Source organism: Sulfurihydrogenibium sp. YO3AOP1, assembly GCF_000020325.1.
Taxonomy (GTDB): domain Bacteria; phylum Aquificota; class Aquificia; order Aquificales; family Hydrogenothermaceae; genus Sulfurihydrogenibium.
Genome location: NC_010730.1, coordinates 1,514,380 through 1,536,229, shown reverse-complemented (window position 1 = coordinate 1,536,229; position 21,850 = coordinate 1,514,380). Strand labels below are relative to the sequence as shown.

Genomic DNA, 21,850 nt, shown 5'->3' with positions numbered 1-21,850 from the left:
AATTATAAACTATATTTGAAATAAAAAATTAGGAGAAAACATGAAATTTAAAGATATATTAAAAAATCAATTTCTACATGAAAAACTCGGGGATATTTTTGAGCTTTTTGAAGACATAATAATTGTTTTGCTAACAATTTTACTTTTTATTTTAAGTATCAACGCTTTATTTGATATCGGGTCAGCTTTATTCTCTGAAAAATACAGTTTTATTGAACTAATACCAAAATTCCTGTATGTATTTATTCTAACCGAGCTTTTTAGATTAATGATTGTTTATCTGACAGAAAGAAGAGTAGATACATCTTTAATCGTTAAAACAACGTTAATAGCAGTTTTAAGAGAAATAATTATTAAAGCACCTTATTTAAAATTCTATGATTACATAGGAATATCTATTCTTTTGGCTGTTCTTGGTTCAATGTATTATATTCCTAAGTATATATTTATATCAGAGAAAGATTTTAAACTAAAGAAAAATCAGAAAAAAATAAAAACAAAAGGAGTTAAAAAAATAGAAACTCAAATGTGATAAAATTAATAATTATTATTGTAATCAGAGGTCTTTAAAATGGAAACAGAAAGCAGTTGGATAGAGCTTGGCGGTATAATCTTTTTTACATGGATGGTTATAATAGTTGGATTGTTATGGGGACTTTCAATAAAAGCAAGCTATAATGAAGAAAAACAAAAGCAAAAGCAAGAGTTAAAAGATGAACAATCAAACCAAAACTCCTAACTATCCATTTATTGTCTTAACAGGATTTGGAATTATAGCTACGCTTATTTTCTTATTCATCTTTGTTTATCAAAAATCTGTCTCTACAGTTAGAGAAAAAGCAATAATGGAAAGAGCATATCCAAAGGTAAAACCTCAAGAGTACTACTATGAGCTAAAGAACATTGCATCAAAAAATGGCTTTACAGTTTTAGATATTCAAACAGATACAAATTATTTTTTAATTCAGCTTTATTCTAAAAACTATATAGAAAAAGCTAAAAATGTATCATTATCGCTTCCACCCATGACAGTCATTACGCTATCTATCTATGACCTTGGAGATGGAACTGCAGTTGTAGGGAACAATCCATATTTATGGAGAATTTTGGTAGAAGGAAAAGCCTCGGACTCCTTAGCAAAAGAATATTATGAGCTTGTAGATTTGATGCTTAATGATGTATACTATTCTCTAAAAGAAAAGAAAAAGAAACTATAAAGGGGATGTAATGATAAAGTTTGGAACGGATGGATATAGAGCTATCATCGGAAAAGATTTTACTTTTGAAGTCGTAAGCAAAATAGCACAAGCTCATGCAGACTCTCTCAAAGAAAGAAACGGCAAAAAAATAATCATCGGATATGATACTCGCTTTATGTCTTCTGATTATGCAGAACTTGTTGCGGAAGTTTTTTCTTCTAATGACTTTGAAGTAATTTTGTCAAATTCTGTCTGTACAACACCGGCTTTATCTTACGCAGCCAAACATTTAAAAGCAGATGAAGGAGTTATGATTACAGCATCTCATAATGGATACAAGTACAATGGATACAAAATAAAAGGTAGCTACGGTGGTCCGGCAACACCTGAGATTATAAAAAGTGTAGAAGATAGAATCGGAAAGAATGAAGTTAAAACAGGTAAAAAAGATTGGCAGCTTTTTGATGTAAAGAATTTATATTTAAATACAATAAAATCTTATTTTGATTATTCAATTTTTAAACAAAAAGAGCTAAAGCTTGTCCATGACCCAATGTTTGCAACTTCCATAGGTATGTATAATAAACTTCTTGAAGATACATTTATTGATGTAATCCAGATTAATCATATTAGAGACCCGTACTTTGGATTTCATCACCCGGAACCGATAGATAAAAATTTATCTTTATTAAAAGCTAAGGTGATAGCCACAGAAGCAGATATTGGCGTTGCAAACGATGGAGACTCTGACAGAGTTGGAGTTGTTGCAGAGGATGGAGAGTTTGTAAATACGCAGATAGCATATGCTTTGCTTTTATTGCATACAGTTAGAAATAGAAAAACTAAAGGTAGTGTAGTAAAAACTGTATCAACAACATATTTGGTTGACAGAATAGCAAAAAAAGAAAATATAAAACTTCACAAAACACCTGTTGGCTTTAAATACGTAGCTGATATAATGCTGAAAGAACAAGTAGCCTTTGGTGGAGAAGAATCCGGTGGATATGGTTTTGGATTTCATATTCCAGAAAGGGACGGCATACTGTCTGGTATGTTATTTTTGGAGATGATGATGCTTTACGGAAAACCGCTAACAGAAATAATAAAAGACCTATTTGAAGAATTTGGAGAATCCTACTATAAGAGAGAAGACCTAAAAGTGGAAGGAGATAAAGGTATAAAGCTTGTAGAAGATTTGAAAAATAAAGAAATAAAAGAATTTGCAGGCTTAAAAATTAGAGAGAAAGATTTAACAGATGGCGTTAAACTTATTTTTGAAGATGATAGCTGGATACTATTTAGAGCATCAGGAACAGAGCCAGTTTTAAGAATATACGTAGAAACTCCAAAATTAGAGCTTACAGAAAGAGTATTAAACGAAGGAAAACAATTAATTTTATAAAGGAGAGTAGCTATGGAAGAAATGTATCAACCATTTGAAATTTTATTAACAGAAGAAGGAGAGATTGTAGTTTTAGTAGAGCCGGAGAAAAATTTAATACCTCTATTACAAAAAGAATCTCTAAACGTAGAAGTGGATATTGATGTAGATTATGATGATGAAGATGAAGAGCTTTATCTGCTGATAACTGCATATATAGATGGTGCAGAAATTTTCTTTGCACTGCCTTATGGTGAAAGCTGGGAAGTATTGGCAGAAAAAGGAGCTTTTACAGTGGCATTCATTTCTGAAACTGACTTTGAAAAAGGCAACTTAGACAACACACCTACAATGACAATTCAATTAGATGATTTATTAATTGGATTTGTAGAAGGATGTCAAAGAACAGCCGAAGTCTTACTTGGAGAATCGGAAGAGCTTGAAGAAAGAGATTAATTTCGAAGATTCTTCGGATCAAAGTCCTCAGGATGGCAGTCAAAGGTTGAACGACAAGGCATTAGAGGAAAGATAATCTTATATGTCATTCTACAACCGGTGAATAATCTCTTATTTTGATTGTTTAAATGGGGGTTATTTAAGATGAAAATCGGAATTTGGTCAGTAGAAGATATTACAGGTCCATTTGATACATTTTTAGCAGAAGATGGAAATGTTTATGCTTTATTTGAGTATAAGAAGAAGGTAGTTGATAAACTTGTTAAAGATAAGCTTATGTATGAGCTGGAAATAATCGCATCCTATGAAGAAGCCGGACCAACTTTAGTTTTTTTAGTCATGACTGATGAAGCAGCGTTTATAATTCCTATTGCATATGGAGAGATGATTTATAAGCTATTAGAAAGAGGATATATAGTCATAGGATTTTTATCTAAAGAAGATTATGAAAAAAGGAGTAATAAACTTATTCCTATGGGTAAGATATTTTTAAGTGATAAACAAAAAGGATTTGTTGAAGGATTTCTAAGAATGAATGAAATTTTTTCAGATGAGTAAGTTAATCTATAAAAGAAAAGTTAATTTTTATGAAACAGACGCCCAGGGGATAGTACATCACTCAAACTATCCCCGGTATTTTGAGGAAGCAAGGGGATATTATTTAGAACATATAGGTTTTCCTTATCACAAATTAAGAGAAGAGTTAAGAGTCGATGTCGTTCTTCTGTCTTTAAACGTCCAATATCTAAAACCAGTCTATTTTGGCGAGGAGTTAGAAATCAGATTCTCTATCATAGAAAAAGATAAATTTTTCTTTAAATTTAAATATGAAGTTTTTTCAAATGAAGAATTAAAGACAGTTGGAGAGACGAAACACTGCTGTCTAAATAGAGATACAAGAAAAATAATTAAAATTCCACAAATTCTATACGAGAGAATGGTGTAAATTCTTAGATTACAGATACATTTAGGAAGTTTTATACATCAGGTTAGATATCGGAAATCTAGATAAAATTAAAAAGATACCTCCCCTTTTAGACTGAAATCTCCAAATTGAATGCAGGCTTATTGAAAAACAGATTAAATTAGTGTCTTTTTTCCTGCTGGCCCCTTTTACGTAATGCAACTTTATGAATTGCCTCTAATCACTTTCTCACCTTATTTAAAAGAGGAGATCCTTCGGACTAAAGTCCTCAGGATGACGGTCAAAGGTTGAATGATAAGCGTCAGAAAAAGGATAACCTTATTTGTCATTCTGAGCGAAGCGAAGAATCTCCTACTTTTACCGAATTTCTCACCCGACGTATGATATTATTATTTTTAGTCTGTTTATTTAATTTTTCAGAATTTCTTAATTTTCTTTACTTTCTCTAATCAAGGTAAAATTTAAATATGGCATACATGATAAGATATTAATAACAAAATTTTGTTTGGAGTAGGCTAATATGAGTTTAGAAAAAGTTATAGATATAGCAAAAAAAGAGTTAAAAGGCTATGGGTGGGAGATTTTTTATCTGAAAAATAAAAAGTTAAAATCTCAATCTAACGACCTTAAACTTGATAAAGTATCAGTTTCAGAAGATGCCGGATTTTCTGTTAGAGTATTATTTGGAAAGTCTCAAGGATTTGCATACTCTACATCTTTTGAAGAAAAAGATATAGCTGATTGTATTAAAGCAGCAAAAGAGCTTGCTGAGATTACTTCTGAAGATGAGGCTAACGGATTTGTTGAAAAGCTTGAAGAATCAGAAAAGATAGAATACTTTGACACTTTTGCAGTAAATCTTCCATACTCAGAAAAAGTAGAAAAATCTATTGAATTAGAAAGGCTTGTAAGACAAAAAGATGAAAGAATTAAAGCGGTTAGAAGCTCAACCTTTGTAGAAAATATTGTTGAAACAGTCTTAATAAATTCTTTTGGAGTAGAAATAAAAGAAAAGGGCACATTTTACTCAGCCATGGTGTCAGCTGTTGCACAAGAAGGTGAAGACAGTCAGATATCATGGAGTTTTAACGCTACAAGATTTTTATCAGACCTTGATTTAGACAAAATAGCACAAGAGGCAGTTTTTCATGCAGTATCTCTTTTAAACTCAAAACCAATAACTACTAAAAACATGACAATAATGCTACCACCACATGTAGCAGTTGAAATTCTTGACACATTCTCATCAGCATTTACAGCAGATGCTATGATTAAAAATAAAACTTTGTTTAAAGATAAAATAAATAAAAAAGTAGCAAAGGAAAAGTTTACGCTTGTAGACAACGGAAGACTTCCAAAAGGATTTAGTAGTTCCACATACGACGGAGAAGGGAACTTAAAAGGAAAGACAGTTTTAATAGAAAATGGTATTTTCAAAGGATTTTTACACAACAACTATACAGCTAAAAAAACAGGCTTAAAATCTACTGGAAACGCTGTAAGGTCTGATTTTAGGACTTTACCATCTGTTGGAATAACAAACTTTTATATAGAAAATGGTAAAGATGATATTAAAGCATTTTTAGACAACGCAGATGAAGTATTTTATATAATAGATTTAATGGGACTTCATACAGCAGACCCAATATCCGGTGATTTCTCTCTTGGAGCTTCCGGAATTATCTATCATAAAGGTGAAATCGTTAAGTCTGTAAGAGGTGTTACAATAGCCGGAAATATCTTAGATATACTAAATAACATTGTTCTTGTAGGAAATGATTTAAGGTTTTATGGAATTCTTGGCAGCCCTTCATTGATAGTTGAAAATATCACAGTAGGAGGAGAATAAGATAAAGTGCCCAGGGTGGGATTTGAACCCACACGCCCTCTCGGGCACTACCCCCTCAAGATAGCGCGTCTGCCAGTTTCGCCACCTGGGCAATTCAGAGATAAATATTATATCACAGAGAGGAAAAATTGCAAGTAGTAATACTTCAAAACGGAGCAGATTTAGACGAGCTTTCCTCAGCTTACGCTATAACTTTACTTAATCCAGATTTTAAAATCCTTTTACCAAACAGTTATGAATTAAAAGTAAAGAAAACGCTTGATGTATTCTCAGAAAAATTTAAAGATAAAATAATAAAAATAGATCAATTGGATATATCTAAAATAACAAAAGCCATAATAACAGACCATCAAACCTTAGATATAACACTTCCTGAAAATGTAGAGGTAGAGATATACGACCACCATCCAAAAAAAGCATACTCAAAAAAATATAAAACTCATCTTTATAAAACCGGAGCCTTAACAACTATTTTTGTAGAAAAATTAAAAAAAGAAAAAATCAAGATTGACAACATAGATGCAACAATCTTAGCCCTTGGGATATATGAAGATACAGGAGGATTTAAGTACAAAGGCACAACAATTAGAGATATAAAAGCTTATCAGTATCTTTTTGAAGTTGGGATAGATATAAACAGATTTACGAAAGTTATTCAAGATAGATTTGATTTACCAGAGTTGGAACTTTTAAAAGAACTACAAGTAAATGCAGAATCTTTACCTATAAAAGATTTTAAAATTTACATCTCACAAACTTCCAAAGGATATAACTATGATGTAGCAGGTATATTAAAGTATGTAAAAGTCTTTGAAGACGCCGATGCTTACTTTGTCGTTATTAATCAAAAGAACAAAAAAACCATAATTGGTAGGTCTGTTAATGAAAATATTGATGTTAATAAAATTTTAAAACATTTTGACGGTGGGGGTCATAAATACGCCGCATCAACCCAAATAACAGGCTTTTCCTACGAGGATATAAAATCAATCTTGATATTTTTTTTAGAAAAGGAATCATTCAGTTTTGAAAATCTGATAAAAGATGACTTACCTAAGATAAACTTTGATACTAAATTTAAAGACTTAGAGAATTTAGCAAAAACTTACAAATATATGATTGTTTTAGACAAAAACGAAAAATATGCAGGAGTTTTGACAAGCCAATCCGTTAAACTTGGATTAAAACATGGATTAACAGAAGAAAAAGCAATAACTTTTGCCGAAGATTGGTATGTTGTAAATTGCTCAGACCTAAACATTTTAAAGTTAAAAAAATTGATGGAGATAAATAGCGAAATTTTCCCGGTGATAAAAGACGGTAAATATATAGGTGTTATTTACAAAAAAGACATAATTAAACAGCTTTTAAAAGATATTCCGGAAGAAAATTTAACCCATTATCATCTAAAAACATACAATTTCAAACAAAAGCTTGAGAAATTCTTTCCAAAAATACTAATAGAAAAGTTTAAAGAGATTGGAGAGCTATCGCAAAAACTTGGATATAGAAGCTTTATAATCGGCGGAGTTGTTAGAGATATTATTTTAAATCGTCCAAATCTTGATGTAGATATCATTGTTGAGGGTGATGCACCTACTTTAATAAAAGAGTATGTAAAAGATAAAAACTATACTTTTTATATTTACAACGAATTTATGACAGGGCAGGTAGTAATTGAAAATGGTTTAAAGCTTGACTTTTCAACAGCAAGAAAAGAAGAATACCAATCACCGGGAGCATATCCAAAAGTTGAGAAAGCAACACTTTTTGAAGACTTATACAGAAGAGATTTTACAATAAACACCCTTGCCATAGAAATCACATCCTCAAACTATGGAATTTTAATTGATTACTTTAACGCAATAAAAGATATTAAAGAAAAACGAATTAGAATCTTACACTCTTTAAGTTTTGTAGAAGACCCAATTAGGATTCTTAGAGCATTGAGATTTGCAGGAAGGTTTAACTTTAAGTTAGAAAAAAACACTGAAAAACTTTTAACTTACAGTGTTGAAAAAGGATTGTTGTCAGTTGCACCAAGAGGAAGAATAAATTTAGAATTAAATCTTGCCTTTGAAGAAGAGAAAGCTATCGAGATACTAAAGCTTTATGATAAGTATAAAGTCTTAAATAAAATATTTACTCAGACACATATTGACTTAAAAAAAGAAATATTATTACAAAAACTTACAGATAATTTAGTTTTACTACAGCATATAAAACCTTACAATTACAGCAAAACAACAAACTTTTTATATGTCCTTTTATCTCACTTACCAACAGAGCTTATATATGAAAATCTTAAACTGTATCATTTTGATAAAGAAGCTAAGCTATGCGATAAATTTGTTCAAGATTTTAATGAGATTTTGAAGCTTGAAGACATTTTTCAGATTTACAAAATTTTGAAGAAAATAAATTTAGAATACTTACCGGCTATTTTAACTTTGGTAGATGAAGACAGATATAAAAAAATAATAAAAATTTTTGAAGTAGAGAAAAAACCGTTAATCAAAGGAGAAGATTTAATAGAACTTGGCTTAAAACCATCAAAGCTGTTTAAGAATATTTTGGAAGACGTATTTGAAAAACAGTTAAAAGAAGAGTTTAAAAATAAAGATGATGCTATAAAATATATAAAAAGTAAATATTTAGAGAGGATAATATGAAGATACTTTTAGTTGAAGATAATTTAGATTTAAATAATACAATTAGAGAGGTTTTAGAATTAAACGGTTATGTAGTAGATTCAGCTTTTGACGGAAAAGAAGCTTTAAATTTTATAGAGAATTCAAGTTATGATGTAATTATATTAGATTTAATGCTTCCGGATATTGATGGATTAGAAGTATTAAAAACTATTAGAAATAAAGGAATAGATACGCCAGTTATAATTCTTACTGCAAAAAACCAAACAAAAGATAAAATAACAGGACTTGATTTAGGAGCAGATGATTATATTACAAAACCTTTCGATGTTGATGAACTTCTTGCAAGAATAAGAGCCATTGGAAGAAGAGTGTCTGCTGAAAAAAAGGATATAGTTTTAATAGATAATTTAGAAATAGATTTAAAAAACAAAGTTGTTAAAAAATCTGGAAAATTCGTAGAACTAACTCCAAAGCTTTATTGTATTTTAGAGCAATTAGTAAGGAATAGAGGGAAAATTGTAAGTTATGAAACTCTATTAAGTAAATGCTGGGAAATAACGGAAGTACCTTCAAGAGAGACAATGAGAGCAAATATAAAAAATTTAAGAAAATTGATAGACCCAGACAAGAAAATTATAAAGACAATAGAAGGTGTTGGATATAGAATTGAATAAATTTCATTTAGATGAATTCCAAGCTGTAAGAATAAAGATAACTCTTTTACTTACCTTTATTATATCCTTGATTGCAGTTATTCTTTCATACTCTATATATCTTTCTTATGAAAATCAAAAATTAGTTGAGATTGAAGATGATATTAGGTCAAAACTAATTCAGGTTATTGATGCCATCGATAAAGATATTTCTCAAATATTTAAATTATCTACGGAAGAAAATACTTTTATTTGTCTATACAATTTGACAGACTATCAAAAACTCTGCATAAATAACTTAAATAACTTTCACATAAAAAAAAAAAATCAATAAATCCAGAAAATATTAAAATTTTTGAAGGAAGAAATCAATCTGGAAGTTTAATTTTGTATGGTTATAAATACAAATCTCAAAAAGAATATTTTATAGTGATTGGCAAAGATGAAGGTTATCTTAAAAATGATTTGGAAAAGCTAAAAAAATCGATTTTTTATTCAATCGTCCTTGTAATAATGCTATCAAGCTTTTTAGCTTACTCAGTTTCTGGAAGACTTTTAGAGCCAATCAAGAAAAATAAAGAAAACCTTGAAAACGTTTTGAATATAATCTCTCATGATTTAAGAACACCTATAACTATTATCAAAACTAATTTTTATTTGATGAAAGCAAAAAATTTTCAAAATATTGAAAATAATATAAATCAGATAGAAAAAAATCTTAATTATGTTCAAAATATACTAACAAACATAGAAGCTTTAAAATCTGTTGATAAAAAAGAGATTGAGGAAATTAATATAAATCATCTCGTAAAAGATGTTTTAGCTAAGTTTGAAAATAAGATTCAAGAAAAAAATTTAAGGATAGTATTTAGCGAAAAAGACCATATAAAGATTAACGCCAATTATATTGATATTGAAGTATGTTTTTCTAACTTAATTGAAAATGCAATAAAATATAACGAAAAAAATGGAATAATAGAGATTGAATTTGATAAATCAATAGTTAAGATCAAAAATACAGGGAAATCTATAAATAAACCTAAAAAAATATTTGAAAAATTTTACAGAGAAAACGATGCTGGAACTACAGAAGGTCTCGGTTTAGGATTATCTATAGTTAAAAAAATATGTGAAAAGTATGGTTTTAAAATAAGCTATAGCTTTAGAGATAACATGAATAATTTCATAATCAAGTTTTGATAAATAAGCTACGCATTGAGTGAGAAATTGGGAATTTTGATAATACTAAAGCCTTTAGAATAAGTGAAAAGCGATATATAACAAATTAAATAGGTGCCTTACTTCTCGCCTTTTACCTCTCGCTCCTTACCTTTATGTACGGGCAGTTCATGAACTGCCCAACATCCATTAATCCTCTACTTTCTCAATTTTAACACTCTATAGCTGCCCAAGAATCTTGTAATCTTTTGGATTTCTCACCCAAGTTATGAACAAATTTAATTTTTAAACTACTACCTTATTTCTTCCGGACTCTTTTGCTTTATAGAGCTTTTCATCTGCTTTTTTTATGATCTCATTAATATATTTTTCTTTATCTACTTCAGCTAAGCCAAAGCTTGCAGTTATTTTTATTTCTTTACCATCGTAATGTAGCGAGTTTTCTTCAAGGTCTTTCCTAATTCTTTCTACAATTTCTACAGCATCTTTTAATTCTGTATTTGGAAGTAAAATTAAAAATTCTTCTCCACCAATTCTAAATACATAATCAGATTTTCTTAAATTTCTTTTTATAATATTTACAAAATGTTTTAAAGCTTCATCTCCAGCAAGATGACCAAAAGTATCGTTAATTTTTTTAAAGTAATCTAAATCAGCCATGGCAAGTGTAATGGGAGCATCGGTTATTTGGGAAATTTCTAAAAGTTTTTGAATAATTATTTCAAAACCTCTTCTATTAAAAGCTCCTGTTAAAGGGTCTATCGACATTTCTAATTTTATGAATTTTGTATTTAAATACAAAAATTCGTTTCCTATCCAAATCATTATATTTTGAATATTTAAAATCATAAAGTAAAGGTCCTTAAATTTTTTGTTTTTCTTATAACTTTCTGCAATTTCAATTAGATTATGAAAATCTTTATGCAAGTGTTTCAAATCTTTTAAAATATGTTCTTCATCTATGTATTCTTTCCCTTTTTCTTTTAACCATATACCAAAAGCACAAGATTGATGCGATATATTACTAAATATTCCACCATCCAAAATGGAGTTTAAAAAATCTTTGAAATAATTAATATGAGCTTTAAAAGGGTTTGCAAGAAGTAAATGGATATCTTTGGAAATAATGTACTCTTCTAAAAATTCTAATCTATTCTTTAACAAAATTACCTCATTTTTTAAATACCCTATTGCCAAATGATTTTCCATTTCTTCGTATAACCTTTCAATTCTTTTTGCTTCTCTTAAATCGATAGCGTTTGGTAGGTGTGCTATAAAGTTTTTTCTCAAAAAATCAAAAATTGATATAGCTTCATTAAAAATAATTCCTAATTTAAAAAGGTCACAGCCTAATTGCTGGAATTCTGAAATTTTATTTTTATTTCTCAGTACATCTTTTACCAAGTATTTAATTTTTAAAAATGTTTCTTTACATATTGCAGATTTAAAATTTTTCTCTGCATATTTTAGTAGCCTAACAAATATAGTATCAATTTTTTCTTCTGAAAATTCAAATTCCATTTGTTACCCTCTAAATTAATTTTGAAAGGTTTTCAACCCATTTGTAGCTTTCAACAGTAAGTTCAGATATTTTATTTTTAGGAATATTAAAAATAGTTATAAATTCATCTATTTTACTTCTATCATTTTTTTCTATGGCTTTAACTAAAAAAAGTAGCTCTCCATAGTAACCTTTACCCTCCTTTATATCTTTTTCTAACTCCTCACTTAAATTTAGATGTCTTAGAATTGTTGAAAGCGGAGCTTTGAAGATTCTTTCTGCAAAGGATAAAATTCCAATTAAAAAAGCGGTTTCAGCTATGTTTATATCTTCATTTATTTCTTTACTTAATAATTCCATAAATTTTCCTCTAAAAAGTGTAGCTTTTACTACCTCCCTATCTGTATCTTTATTAGATACTGACATCATAGATATTAACATCAACCAATTTATAAGGTTTTTCTTTCCTAAGTATATAACTGCTCTATTGACTGATGTTATAGGGTTTCTTAAATAAAAAAATGAAGAGTTTACATATTTTAATAATGCTACACTTATTTCAGGGTTAGCTTTAATTACTTCTGCAACTTCATTTAAATCATCTTCTTCGTGTACATACCTAATTATTTTTAAAGTATCTATTTTGTTAAAAATATCAGTATCCGACTCTAATTTTTCTGGTTCTTTAAAAAACTCCCCTTCAAATAATTCAAATCCAAGATCTTTTGCTTTATTAAAATCATGTAAACTATCTACATTTTTAGCTATCAATGTAAATGGGAGTTGACATAAATCATGAATTAAATTTATTTTTTTATCAGAGAGGTTTGAAACGTCAATAAATATAAAGTTAAACAAACCTGAAAAAGATATTAAAAAATTAATATCAATATCTTCTAAACTATTTAAATCTATTGCATATCTATATCCATCATTTTTGTATTCTTTAACTTTCTCTTGAACATTTTTGGATTTAAGATTTGTATAATCAATCATAATAGTAAATATCTCTTTTGGTATTAAATTTAAAAACTCTGTAAAAATTAAGATATCTGAAGTTACTTTTATAAAAGCTTCTTTTCCAGACAAAATTGATACAATATCTATATCCGAGATTAACGAATATAATTTTTTAACCGTTTGCTTAAAATCTTCATTTTCATAATCATACTTTATTTCATATGCAACTAAATTTTGATTTTTGTCAAATATGGGAACTTTACATAAGTATATGTTTTCCATATTTTCCCTCCTATATTTACGCCTCTATTTTTTCTTTAACAGAAACTATTTCCTCTTTATACTTCATACTTTTTGGATATAAATATTTTGCCATAAGAATGGAAATTTCATAAAATAATATCAAAGGTATGGCAAGCATCAATTGGCTGATTGCATCCGGTGTAGGTGTAATTATTGCTGCAATAATAAAAGCTAAAACTATAAAATAAGGACGAGACTTCATCAAAAATTCCGGAGTTACTAATCCTAGTCTTGCTAATAAAGATAATATAACCGGCAGTTCAAAAGTTAATCCGAAAGCTAAAATCATTCTAAGGACAAAGGATATATATTCCTTAACTGAAAAGATAGCTTCTGCTCCAAGTTGGATATTACCAAAGTTAATAAAAAATCCAATTGCGACAGGTAGGACCAAATAAAATGAAAATAAACAGCCTATAATAAAAAATAGCGTAGTAAAAATGACAAAAGGAAAAACAAGTTTTTTTTCATGCTCATACAATGCAGGTTCTATAAATTTCCAAATTTGATAAAAAACGAAGGGAGAAACTAAAATAAATCCTGCAAGAAATGAAATTTTAAATGCAGTAAAAAATGGCTCAGTTGGAGATAAAAAGTATAATTTTAAGTTTGGGTTAACTTTCAGTAGTGGCATTTTTAAAATTTCAAATAAATAATTTGCTTTTGTAAAGGCTACTACCGTTCCAATAATGACAGCTAAAACAATTCTAATTAACCTTGTTCTTAGCTCTGCTAAATGCTCTGTTAGTGGTGCTTCAGGAAGCTGGTTATCCATTTATATTATCCTCGTTATTCTTTTCTCTTTTGAAAGTTATCTTCTCTCTTTCAACAGTTTTTACCGGCTCTGATTTTTTTATTTCTTTTTCAAACTCTTTTTCAAAATCAATTTTTACCGGCTCTTCTAACTTTTTTGTTATATCAGATTTTATGTCGTATTCTATTTCTTTAACAGATTTAAGGTCGGTTGCAACTGAAGATTTTACATCATCAACGGCAGATTTCAACTCTCTGTAAAACTTACCTAAAGACTTTGCTACTTCCGGAAGTCTTTGGGGTCCTAAAACTATTAAAGCTACGACTAATATGACTAATAACTCTTGGAATCCTATGCCAAACATTTTTAGCCTCCAATTATATTTTATCAGAAATCTAAACCGATGCTAAACTCTATTCTATGCTTATTTTCATTTGGTTTTGTGTCTAACTTTTTAGCATAATCAAATATTAAACTTCCAGCAGGCGTTGGAACGTAAATACCTATTCCGGCGGTTTTTCTAAAATAAGGATTTCTATATTCATTGCTTTTAGTATATACATTTCCAAGGTCTAAAAATGTTAAGAAATATAAATTATATTTTTGATATATTGGAAACCTTAAGTCGTTGTTTATTAATAAATAGCTATTTCCGCCAATTTTTTGCTTTCCTGATAATTCTTCAAAGCCAAAACCTCTCATATTTGCAATACCACCAAGAAAATATCTTTCAGCCAAAGGAAGCCCGTTTATACTTTTGAAAGAATAACCAGTAGAAAATCTTTGACTAAAGATAAAAAAGTCTAAAAATTCTTTGTAATATCTAAAAGAACCCTCTAAAGATTGATAATTAATATCTCCAAACGTTGTTTTAAAGTTTAAAATACTATAATACCCGCTTGATGGATTAATTCTATTGTTTCTATGGTCATCTGTTAATCCAAAACTTGTAGTTATCACTTTATAATTTTTCAGTGGTGTAAATATTCCTTCATTTGTGATGACGTTGTATTTCCTTTCTAATCTAAAACTACTTTTAACCCATTTATTATTTCTTTTTTCAAAAAACAAGTCATAACCTGAGCTTTTTAAATCATAATTTCTATGATATTGATTAAATAGAAATGTGGAGGCAAATCCGCTTAAATTCCATTTAAACAACCTATTTCCAAGAGAAAGTCTATAATTTGTTTGAAAGTTTGAACGTTCTATATAAGTAGAAAATTCATAACCGTAATTGAATAAGTTTCTGAGTATAACAGCAACAGAAGCTTTAAATTGTTGGTCTGTTGAATAACCAACACTGCCTTGCACTAATCCTCTTTTATCATCGTGAACGAAAATTGCTTTGTCAACTGTCTTTCTTTCTTCTTGAGGAAGAATTAATGGATTAATATAATCAAATAATCTTGATTCATATAGTCTAATTATCGAAACATCAAAATTTTCTTTTTCAAAATATTCTCTTTTAGGAAATTGTTTTAAAATTACATTTGGGTTAAGATGAAAGCTGCCATAAACAAATGTTAAACCACTTCTGTATCTTTGTCCAAGATTATAATCGTATGTAGCAATAACATCAATTCTATCGTTATTTTCTATCAAATCAGTCTGAAGTAATACCTCAGCATCCAAATATCCATCTTCCCTTGCCTTTTCTTTAAATTCATCTTGTAAATTTAATAATTCTTGTGGATTATAGATTTTTGGCAGTTTAAAATCCTTTTTGACTGAATAATTCTTTTGTTTTATTTCTTTAAGGATATATTTTTTTCCTTTTTTAAATTCTACTTTTAACGTAAGTTTATCTTCATTTTTTATTTCTTCAATCTTATAATTTGCCGAAATATATCCACTATCATAGAGTTTTTTTACTTGTTCCTGTAAATAGCTTAAAAGCTTGTTTTTATCATGAAAGTTGCCTGCAAATTTACTTATTTCTGATTTTATCTCTTCATAATCTGTATCTATAAAAATCTTATCTACCTTATATCTTTTACCTTCGTTGATATTAAAATTTATCTTAATATAAGGTTTTTCAGCCGACCCTTGATTTTTCTCCTGCTCTTCTACCTGAGTTATTATATCTACATCTAAAAACCCATTAGATTTATAGAAATTCATAAGATTTTCTTTTGATAGGTCAAGTTCATTATAATTAAATCCATTTTCTTTAAATGTTAAAAGATTCATTAATTGTTTATTGTCAAAGTTGTTATTACCGGTAAAGTTTATAAAATACCTGCTTCTTAAGTCTATGAGTATGTATATGTTGGCAAAATTATTGTCCACTTGTTCGATGTCTTGTAAAACAATAAAGGATTCAAAATATCCATTATTTTTTAAGTACTCGTTAAGTTTTTCTATAGATTCTTGCAATTTATCAAAATAAATCATATCCCCTTTTTTTAGATTTAGAACTTTTAAAAGCTGATTTTTATCTTCTTCTGAGATTTTTTGGTCTGATAAAAATATCACATCATTTAACTTTATTTTTCTCCCTTCATCTATGTTTAAACTTACAAACGCATTACCGTTTTCATCAAAGTTGGTTGATATGCTTGCATTTGCAAACAAATAGCCTTTTTCTGCGTAAAACTGTCTAATTCTAAGTGGAATTGTTTTTAAGGATTCACTATCTAAAGCACTATTTATTCTTAATCCTGTAATTCCTACTATTTCATCTTTCCAAAAAGATTTATTACCTTTTATGTCTATACTTTTTAAAAATGGCTTTCTTGTAATAAATATCTTATCATCTTTAATTTCTATCTTTTCAAAGTCGTTTGTTAATTCAAAGAGATTAGCCACATAATTTAGGTCATTTGTTATTCTTAAAATTTCTTCACCGTTATTTTTTGGTAAAGGGTAATTGGATATTATCCTTTCTTCAGCCTTTGCAAAGTATATAAAAAGCAAGATAAATAAAAATTTAATCTTTTTAATCTTTATTTTCAATTTCTATCTCCAAATATGGTTTAAATCATTTGAAAACAATTTATAACATATATTATTATATTTAATTCAGGATAAAGAGGTGGTTTTATTGCAAAGAAGAAGTACCAACCAAAGAAAAGTTGTATATGAAATATTAAAATCTACAGATATACATCCAACAGCAGATTGGATTTACGAAAGAGCAAGGAAAATTATACCAAACATAAGTCTTGGGACAGTTTATAGAAACTTAAAAATACTAAAAGACGAAGGTTTAATATTAGAATTAAATGATGGAAAACAAAGCAGATTTGACGCGAGAACGGATAATCACCTTCATTTTAAGTGTGAAATATGCAACAGTATTTATGATATAGATTTCAACGCTATTAGTTTACAAATTAATGATAAAATTTTAGACGTTTTTGATGTAAAAAGTGTTGATATTGTTTTAAATGGAGTGTGTCCAAAATGTATAGGAGATGAACGTGAAAAGGATAATTAGCCCAATAAACCTTAGAGAAGATAGACTTCCACCGGGTCAGCATTGGACGGATAGGTTAATCATTCTTGGAATATCTGACCCTCCAGAAGTAGATTTAAAATCTTATAGGTTAAAAATATTTGGAGAAGTAGAAGAGTCAGAAGTATTAACATGGGATGATATACTCTCTCTTGAAAAGGTTGAGCTTGTAGCGGATTTTCATTGTGTTACAAGATGGAGTTGTAAAGATGTTGTTTGGAGAGGCTTTCATGTAAATGAATTAAAAAATCTTGTAAAAATAAATCCGAACGTAAAATCTGTAATGATTCATTCCTTAGATGGATATACAACCAATGTTCCGATTGAGTATTTTTTTGATGAAGATGTAATTTTTGCTTATGAATTATTTAACGGACCGATTCCGGCTGATAATGGTTATCCACTGCGATTGATAGTGCCTAAGCTTTATTCTTGGAAGAGTGCTAAATTTGTAGCTGGAATAGAATTTATGCTTGAAGATAGACCTGGTTTTTGGGAGCAAAGAGGTTATCATATTTTAGGCGACCCTTGGAAAGAGCAAAGATATTCTGATTAAAGGAGAGTGAAAATGGGAAAATTAAAAGTTGTTGTTGATAGGACACTATGCGAAGGAATAGGAGTCTGCGTTCCTGAAGCACCAAAATATATAGTTTTAGACAAAAGACATAAAGCGGTAATAGTAAAGCCAGGAGATAACATCGAAGAGCTTTTTGCAAAAGTTTCTGAACTAAAAAGACAAGAAGCTGTATTAGATTTAACCATAGATGAAGAAGAGGATATTTTTAGAGCAGCGGAAGCTTGCCCTGTAAAAGCAATATTTATATATGATCCAGAAACTGGAGAACAACTGTATCCATAGGAGCTAAAATATGTTAGATAAAATTTATTCTTTATACGAAAGAAATGTAAAGTTTGTATTATTCATAGTTCCTGTAATTCTTTTTGCTGTAATGGCTTATTTATACATTAAAAGTTAGAGGTTTTAATTAAATACAAAATACAAAGCAATTGTCACTTCCTCACTTAATAACTTGAGACAAAACAGGAAGATTTTTACCTTATGTATGGAGAGAGCGTTCTAAAATTTTTGTAAGCTTACCTTTCCGTGTCGTCCTGAGGCTGTAAGCCGAAGGATCTCCTCTTTTGATTTTTTTTGACTTGAAAAGAAAAACAGGAGATTCTTCGCTTCGCTCAGAATGACAGCATTAGGTGGCTTTGCCATTCTGAAAACTTTAGTCCGAATGGTCTCCTTATTTTAAAAAGTTGAGAAAGTAAGTAATTGAGAGTTATAAAGACGGAGTTTCTTCACCGGCTTCGGAATGACAGGCAAACAATATCCTTATTAATTTTTTTTGAAATACCCTTCTATATAGACAGTTCATTAATTACACTATTGCTTACTCAATGTTTTGAACTTGCTGCCTTATTTTTTCAAGTTCTGTTTTCATTTCTACGGTAAACTTGCTAAAATCAGGCATTTTGTTTCCAAGAGTGTTTATCTCTCTAAGCATCTCTTGACACATAAAATCAAGTTTCCTACCTATCGGCTCGTTTAGATTCAGTAGCTCTCTAAATCTTTGTATATGAGTTTTTAGTCTTACAACCTCTTCTGTTATATCAAGCTTATCAGCTAACAAAGTGGCTTCAATAAAAGCTCTTTCAGAATAGTTTTCTCCAAGAAGTTGTTTAACTTTTTGATAAACCTTTTCTTTTACGCTTTCTAAAACTTTCTCTTTTTTCTCTTCAATCTCTCTCAACATCTCTTCAATCTTATTTAATCTACTTTCTATATCTAATATTAAAGATTTTCCTTCTCTTTCTCTTTCTTCTTTCAAAGCGTTTAAAGCTTCTTTTACAGTATTTAGAATGTTTTCTTTAAGGGTATCATCAAGCTCTTCCTCTAAGTTGTTATTATTCATTATCATTCCGATTGTAACTTCATAAAGTTTATCATCTGAAAGGTTGATGCTTGCTTGTTTAGTTATCTCTCTGACTACGTTAGCATACTGAGTAAGTTTTTCAGGCTCTACGATAAATTTTGGTGTTAAAGAGTTTATATTTATATAAAGCTGAAAGCTTCCCCTTTCAAAATACTGTTGAACTAACTTTCTTATCTCAAGGTCTAAATACATCAAAACGTTTTTATCGCCTTTAATAGAGATATCGATTGATTTGTTGTTTAGGCTTTTTACTTTTATGTTTAATTCATAATCATCAAACACTTTTTTTACAAATGCAAATCCTGTCATACTATACGGCATAAAAATTCTCCTTTATATTTCAATGTTAAAAAATTGCTGTAATATTTTACCAAAGGAAAAAGAAATAGCAGCTGCTGATAAACTTGCTATTATCATTTCTAAAACTTTTTTCTTTATAGAAATTCCTGAGAATAGTGCAACAAAAACTCCAACGATAGATAAAACTAATAAAGCTAAAAAGAATGATGCTGTTAAAGCATAATAAGAATTTGAAAAGATAAAAAAAGGAGTTATTGGAAAGACTGTTCCAAGTAGGTATGCAAAACCTGTAAGCAAGCCTGACTTTATTTCGTTTTCATGAGTTTCTTTTATAAAAATGCTTGATAAATTTACTTTCTTTTCTCTTAAAACATTTATAATTTCCTTTACTACTTCTTGTGGTATGTTGTCTTCCTTTAATTTTTCTTCAAAAAGTTCATAGCTTTTTTCTATGTTTGTATTTAAAAGGATTTCGTTTCTTTCGTTAATATGCATATTGATTTGTTTTTGAGACTTAACAGAAAGATAAGCACCAATTCCCATAGACAAAGCTCCGGCAAGACCAACAACTATACCACTTATTCCAATTATCTGTGGATTTGTTGTGTATACTGCTGTCAAACCTGCGACTGCTCCTAAGATTTCTACCAATCCATCATTCATTCCAAGAATCAAATCTCTAACATTACTAAGCCCGAAGTTTTCAGCTTGATTTAAAAAATATGTCTCATGTTCTATCTCGTCTGAGATGATATTTTTAAGAGAGTTTCTTTCATACTCTGTCAAATCTGCATTTTTGTAAAAATCATAGTACTTTTTAACTGCACTATCTTCTCCAAGTTCTGCTAAATATACAAAAATAATCGGATTTATAAACTTTGATAAAAACTTTAAGAGAAATAGCTTTTTTCTATCTATCTTTTCTTTTGGCAGCTGTCCACCTCTTGAAATAATAAACTTTTGCCAAAAATTTGCGTGCTTTTCTTCAGTTTTTGCTATTTTCAATATGTTTTCTTTTAATTCTTTATCAGAAATCAGATTTGCAAGTTCTGTGTATAAAATTTTATCGTTTATCTCACCGATATAAAACTCTTGTGCTATTTTGATTAAACTATCCATTTAAAACCTCTTTTATTGATTTGATATAACAGTTATAAATATCTTTTCTTAAAACCTCTAAGTCAATGTCAATGTTATTATTTTTTAGATGTTTTAAAATTGTATTTTTAAGCTCTATTTCGTTTTCTATAATATCAACCGCATCAATGCTTTTGGCAAGTTCTACCAAGTCTTTGATTTTAAAGTAGTTTTTACCTATTATAACTTTTTTTCTGCTTAGAATTGGCTCTAAAATGTTATGTCCGCCGATGCTTGCAATCGTTCCGCCTACAAATACAGCATCGGCATATTTAAAAAATGATGCAAGCTCTCCCATTGTATCAATTATATAAACTTGGGCATCTAAACTACTATTTTTACTTCTTAAACCATAGCTTAAACCGTGATTTTTAATAAGATTAATAATCTCATTGATTCTTTCTAAATGTCTTGGTGCAAGAATAAGCATTGTTTGGTCATCTTTTATCTCTTTATAAACTTTGATTAAAATCTCTTCTTCCGGACTATGAGTACTTGCTCCAAGAATGATTTTTTTTGCTTTTTCTAAGTTTACTTCTTTATGCCTTACTTCTGATAATAATTTTAAATTTCCGCAGACATTTATTTTAGAAGGATTTACAAACTGAGATAAAAATTCCTTATCTTCTTTTGTTCTGACAATAATTTTAGAGAAGCTATTTAAAATAGGCTTAAAGTAAAATCTAAATCTTGTGATATTTCTCTTTGATTTTTCTGAAATGCTTGTGTTTATTGAAATTACCGGAATGTATTTACAAGAAGTTGTAATTAAATTAAACCAAAATTCAGCCTCTTGGATGATTAAAATCTTTGGCTTGTAGTGTTTTATAAATTTTTTTATTAAGAAAGATAAATCAAATGGAAGATATGTAATTTTTATACCGTTTAGATTTTTGACCGCAAAATCGTAAGCTCTAACTGAAAGGATTGTTATTAATAATTCATAGTCTTGGTAAGTTTTTAGATAGTTTATTATTGGCAGAGCTGTTTTTATCTCTCCAACGCTTGCACAGTGTATCCAAATTGTAGGCTTTTGTGTATCTATTTTTTTTAGTAAAAATCTCTCTTTAAGATGAAAATCGTATCCTTTCTTTTTGTAGTATAAGTATAAAACAGGTAAGACAATTATTAAAGCTAATGCATACAAAAGGCTGTAAATCAATTTAAACATCTCAAACCTTCACGTGTATATTACTAAC

Annotated in this window: 23 protein-coding genes and 1 tRNA gene; 15 read left to right on the top strand and 9 right to left on the bottom strand. The window is 29.0% G+C overall.

All coding sequences use genetic code 11. The features are described from left to right. Positions 1-40 precede the first annotated feature (40 nt). The 8 genes from SYO3AOP1_RS07630 (at position 41) to SYO3AOP1_RS07600 (ending at position 5,810) form a co-directional block, all read left to right on the top strand. A complete protein-coding gene (locus tag SYO3AOP1_RS07630) occupies positions 41-532 on the top strand; it encodes a phosphate-starvation-inducible PsiE family protein (protein WP_012460148.1) in 492 nt (163 codons plus the stop codon). Between the two features lie 39 nt (positions 533-571). Then, complete coding sequence (locus SYO3AOP1_RS09450) at positions 572-739, top strand: hypothetical protein (protein WP_012460147.1); 168 nt, start codon at positions 572-574, stop codon at positions 737-739. Further along, on the top strand, positions 714-1,217 hold the full coding sequence (locus tag SYO3AOP1_RS07625) for a hypothetical protein (protein ID WP_012460146.1): 504 nt from the start codon (positions 714-716) through the stop codon (positions 1,215-1,217). Before SYO3AOP1_RS09450 ends, SYO3AOP1_RS07625 begins: the two co-directional genes overlap by 26 nt. A gap of 10 nt (positions 1,218-1,227) precedes the next feature. Then, positions 1,228-2,601 carry a phosphoglucomutase/phosphomannomutase family protein gene (locus SYO3AOP1_RS07620; RefSeq protein WP_012460145.1) on the top strand — a complete coding sequence of 458 codons (1,374 nt, stop codon included), beginning with the start codon at positions 1,228-1,230 and terminating at the stop codon, positions 2,599-2,601. Between the two features lie 12 nt (positions 2,602-2,613). Next, positions 2,614-3,036 (top strand): hypothetical protein, encoded by a 423-nt coding sequence (locus SYO3AOP1_RS07615; protein ID WP_012460144.1) that lies wholly within the window; start codon positions 2,614-2,616, stop codon positions 3,034-3,036. Between the two features lie 144 nt (positions 3,037-3,180). After that, entirely contained in the window at positions 3,181-3,594 is a 414-nt protein-coding gene (locus SYO3AOP1_RS07610; RefSeq protein WP_012460143.1) for a hypothetical protein, read from the top strand. Next, positions 3,587-3,982, top strand: a complete 396-nt coding sequence (locus SYO3AOP1_RS07605) for a thioesterase family protein (protein ID WP_041674789.1) — start codon at positions 3,587-3,589, stop codon at positions 3,980-3,982. Before SYO3AOP1_RS07610 ends, SYO3AOP1_RS07605 begins: the two co-directional genes overlap by 8 nt. A gap of 499 nt (positions 3,983-4,481) precedes the next feature. Beyond that, positions 4,482-5,810, top strand: coding sequence for a TldD/PmbA family protein (locus tag SYO3AOP1_RS07600; protein WP_012460141.1), 1,329 nt, complete (start codon positions 4,482-4,484; stop codon positions 5,808-5,810). 7 nt (positions 5,811-5,817) lie between these two features. On the opposite strand, the gene SYO3AOP1_RS07595 is transcribed toward SYO3AOP1_RS07600, so the two are convergent. Continuing rightward, a tRNA-Leu gene (locus SYO3AOP1_RS07595) sits at positions 5,818-5,901 on the bottom strand. 37 nt (positions 5,902-5,938) lie between these two features. Between SYO3AOP1_RS07595 and SYO3AOP1_RS07590 the strand changes: the two genes are divergently transcribed. Genes SYO3AOP1_RS07590 through SYO3AOP1_RS07575 form a run of 4 tightly spaced genes read left to right on the top strand, consistent with a single transcriptional unit; the run spans position 5,939 to position 10,317 of the window. Continuing rightward, positions 5,939-8,482 (top strand): DHHA1 domain-containing protein, encoded by a 2,544-nt coding sequence (locus tag SYO3AOP1_RS07590; RefSeq protein WP_012460140.1) that lies wholly within the window; start codon positions 5,939-5,941, stop codon positions 8,480-8,482. Continuing rightward, entirely contained in the window at positions 8,479-9,138 is a 660-nt protein-coding gene (locus SYO3AOP1_RS07585; RefSeq protein ID WP_012460139.1) for a response regulator transcription factor, read from the top strand. Before SYO3AOP1_RS07590 ends, SYO3AOP1_RS07585 begins: the two co-directional genes overlap by 4 nt. Then, the gene (locus SYO3AOP1_RS09780; protein WP_012460138.1) at positions 9,131-9,451 is read left to right on the top strand and encodes a hypothetical protein; all 321 of its coding nucleotides are present in this window, start codon (positions 9,131-9,133) and stop codon (positions 9,449-9,451) included. The genes SYO3AOP1_RS07585 and SYO3AOP1_RS09780 overlap by 8 nt, the downstream gene beginning before the upstream one ends. A gap of 53 nt (positions 9,452-9,504) precedes the next feature. Beyond that, positions 9,505-10,317, top strand: a complete 813-nt coding sequence (locus SYO3AOP1_RS07575) for a HAMP domain-containing sensor histidine kinase (RefSeq protein WP_012460137.1) — start codon at positions 9,505-9,507, stop codon at positions 10,315-10,317. Between the two features lie 264 nt (positions 10,318-10,581). Here SYO3AOP1_RS07575 and SYO3AOP1_RS07570 read toward each other — a convergent pair whose 3' ends face one another. The 5 genes from SYO3AOP1_RS07570 to SYO3AOP1_RS07550 are packed head-to-tail and all read right to left on the bottom strand — an operon-like array spanning position 10,582 to position 16,772. Further along, positions 10,582-11,817: a sensor domain-containing diguanylate cyclase gene (locus SYO3AOP1_RS07570; RefSeq protein ID WP_012460136.1), complete on the bottom strand. Its 1,236-nt coding sequence runs from the start codon at positions 11,815-11,817 to the stop codon at positions 10,582-10,584. A 10-nt stretch (positions 11,818-11,827) separates the two neighbouring features. Further along, a complete protein-coding gene (locus SYO3AOP1_RS07565; RefSeq protein ID WP_012460135.1) occupies positions 11,828-13,039 on the bottom strand; it encodes an HDOD domain-containing protein in 1,212 nt (403 codons plus the stop codon). Positions 13,040-13,055: 16 nt separating this feature from the next. Then, entirely contained in the window at positions 13,056-13,835 is a 780-nt protein-coding gene (gene tatC, locus SYO3AOP1_RS07560) for a twin-arginine translocase subunit TatC (RefSeq protein WP_012460134.1), read from the bottom strand. Continuing rightward, positions 13,828-14,178: a Sec-independent protein translocase protein TatB gene (gene tatB / locus SYO3AOP1_RS07555; RefSeq protein ID WP_012460133.1), complete on the bottom strand. Its 351-nt coding sequence runs from the start codon at positions 14,176-14,178 to the stop codon at positions 13,828-13,830. Before tatB ends, tatC begins: the two co-directional genes overlap by 8 nt. Before the next feature lie 23 nt (positions 14,179-14,201). Beyond that, positions 14,202-16,772: a BamA/TamA family outer membrane protein gene (locus SYO3AOP1_RS07550; RefSeq protein ID WP_012460132.1), complete on the bottom strand. Its 2,571-nt coding sequence runs from the start codon at positions 16,770-16,772 to the stop codon at positions 14,202-14,204. An 88-nt stretch (positions 16,773-16,860) separates the two neighbouring features. Here SYO3AOP1_RS07550 and SYO3AOP1_RS07545 point away from each other — a divergent pair, with 88 nt between their 5' ends. The 3 genes from SYO3AOP1_RS07545 to SYO3AOP1_RS07535 are packed head-to-tail and all read left to right on the top strand — an operon-like array spanning position 16,861 to position 18,133. Next, positions 16,861-17,256, top strand: coding sequence for a transcriptional repressor (locus SYO3AOP1_RS07545; RefSeq protein ID WP_012460131.1), 396 nt, complete (start codon positions 16,861-16,863; stop codon positions 17,254-17,256). Continuing rightward, complete coding sequence (locus tag SYO3AOP1_RS07540) at positions 17,240-17,830, top strand: sulfite oxidase-like oxidoreductase (RefSeq protein WP_012460130.1); 591 nt, start codon at positions 17,240-17,242, stop codon at positions 17,828-17,830. Before SYO3AOP1_RS07545 ends, SYO3AOP1_RS07540 begins: the two co-directional genes overlap by 17 nt. A gap of 12 nt (positions 17,831-17,842) precedes the next feature. Continuing rightward, a complete protein-coding gene (locus SYO3AOP1_RS07535) occupies positions 17,843-18,133 on the top strand; it encodes a ferredoxin (RefSeq protein WP_012460129.1) in 291 nt (96 codons plus the stop codon). Positions 18,134-18,671: 538 nt separating this feature from the next. On the opposite strand, the gene SYO3AOP1_RS07530 is transcribed toward SYO3AOP1_RS07535, so the two are convergent. The 3 genes from SYO3AOP1_RS07530 to SYO3AOP1_RS07520 are packed head-to-tail and all read right to left on the bottom strand — an operon-like array spanning position 18,672 to position 21,822. After that, positions 18,672-19,535 carry a YicC/YloC family endoribonuclease gene (locus SYO3AOP1_RS07530; RefSeq protein ID WP_012460128.1) on the bottom strand — a complete coding sequence of 288 codons (864 nt, stop codon included), beginning with the start codon at positions 19,533-19,535 and terminating at the stop codon, positions 18,672-18,674. Positions 19,536-19,547: 12 nt separating this feature from the next. Next, positions 19,548-20,633 carry a VIT1/CCC1 transporter family protein gene (locus SYO3AOP1_RS07525; protein ID WP_012460127.1) on the bottom strand — a complete coding sequence of 362 codons (1,086 nt, stop codon included), beginning with the start codon at positions 20,631-20,633 and terminating at the stop codon, positions 19,548-19,550. Next, entirely contained in the window at positions 20,626-21,822 is a 1,197-nt protein-coding gene (locus tag SYO3AOP1_RS07520; RefSeq protein WP_012460126.1) for a glycosyltransferase N-terminal domain-containing protein, read from the bottom strand. Before SYO3AOP1_RS07520 ends, SYO3AOP1_RS07525 begins: the two co-directional genes overlap by 8 nt. Between the last annotated feature and the right edge of the window lie 28 nt (positions 21,823-21,850).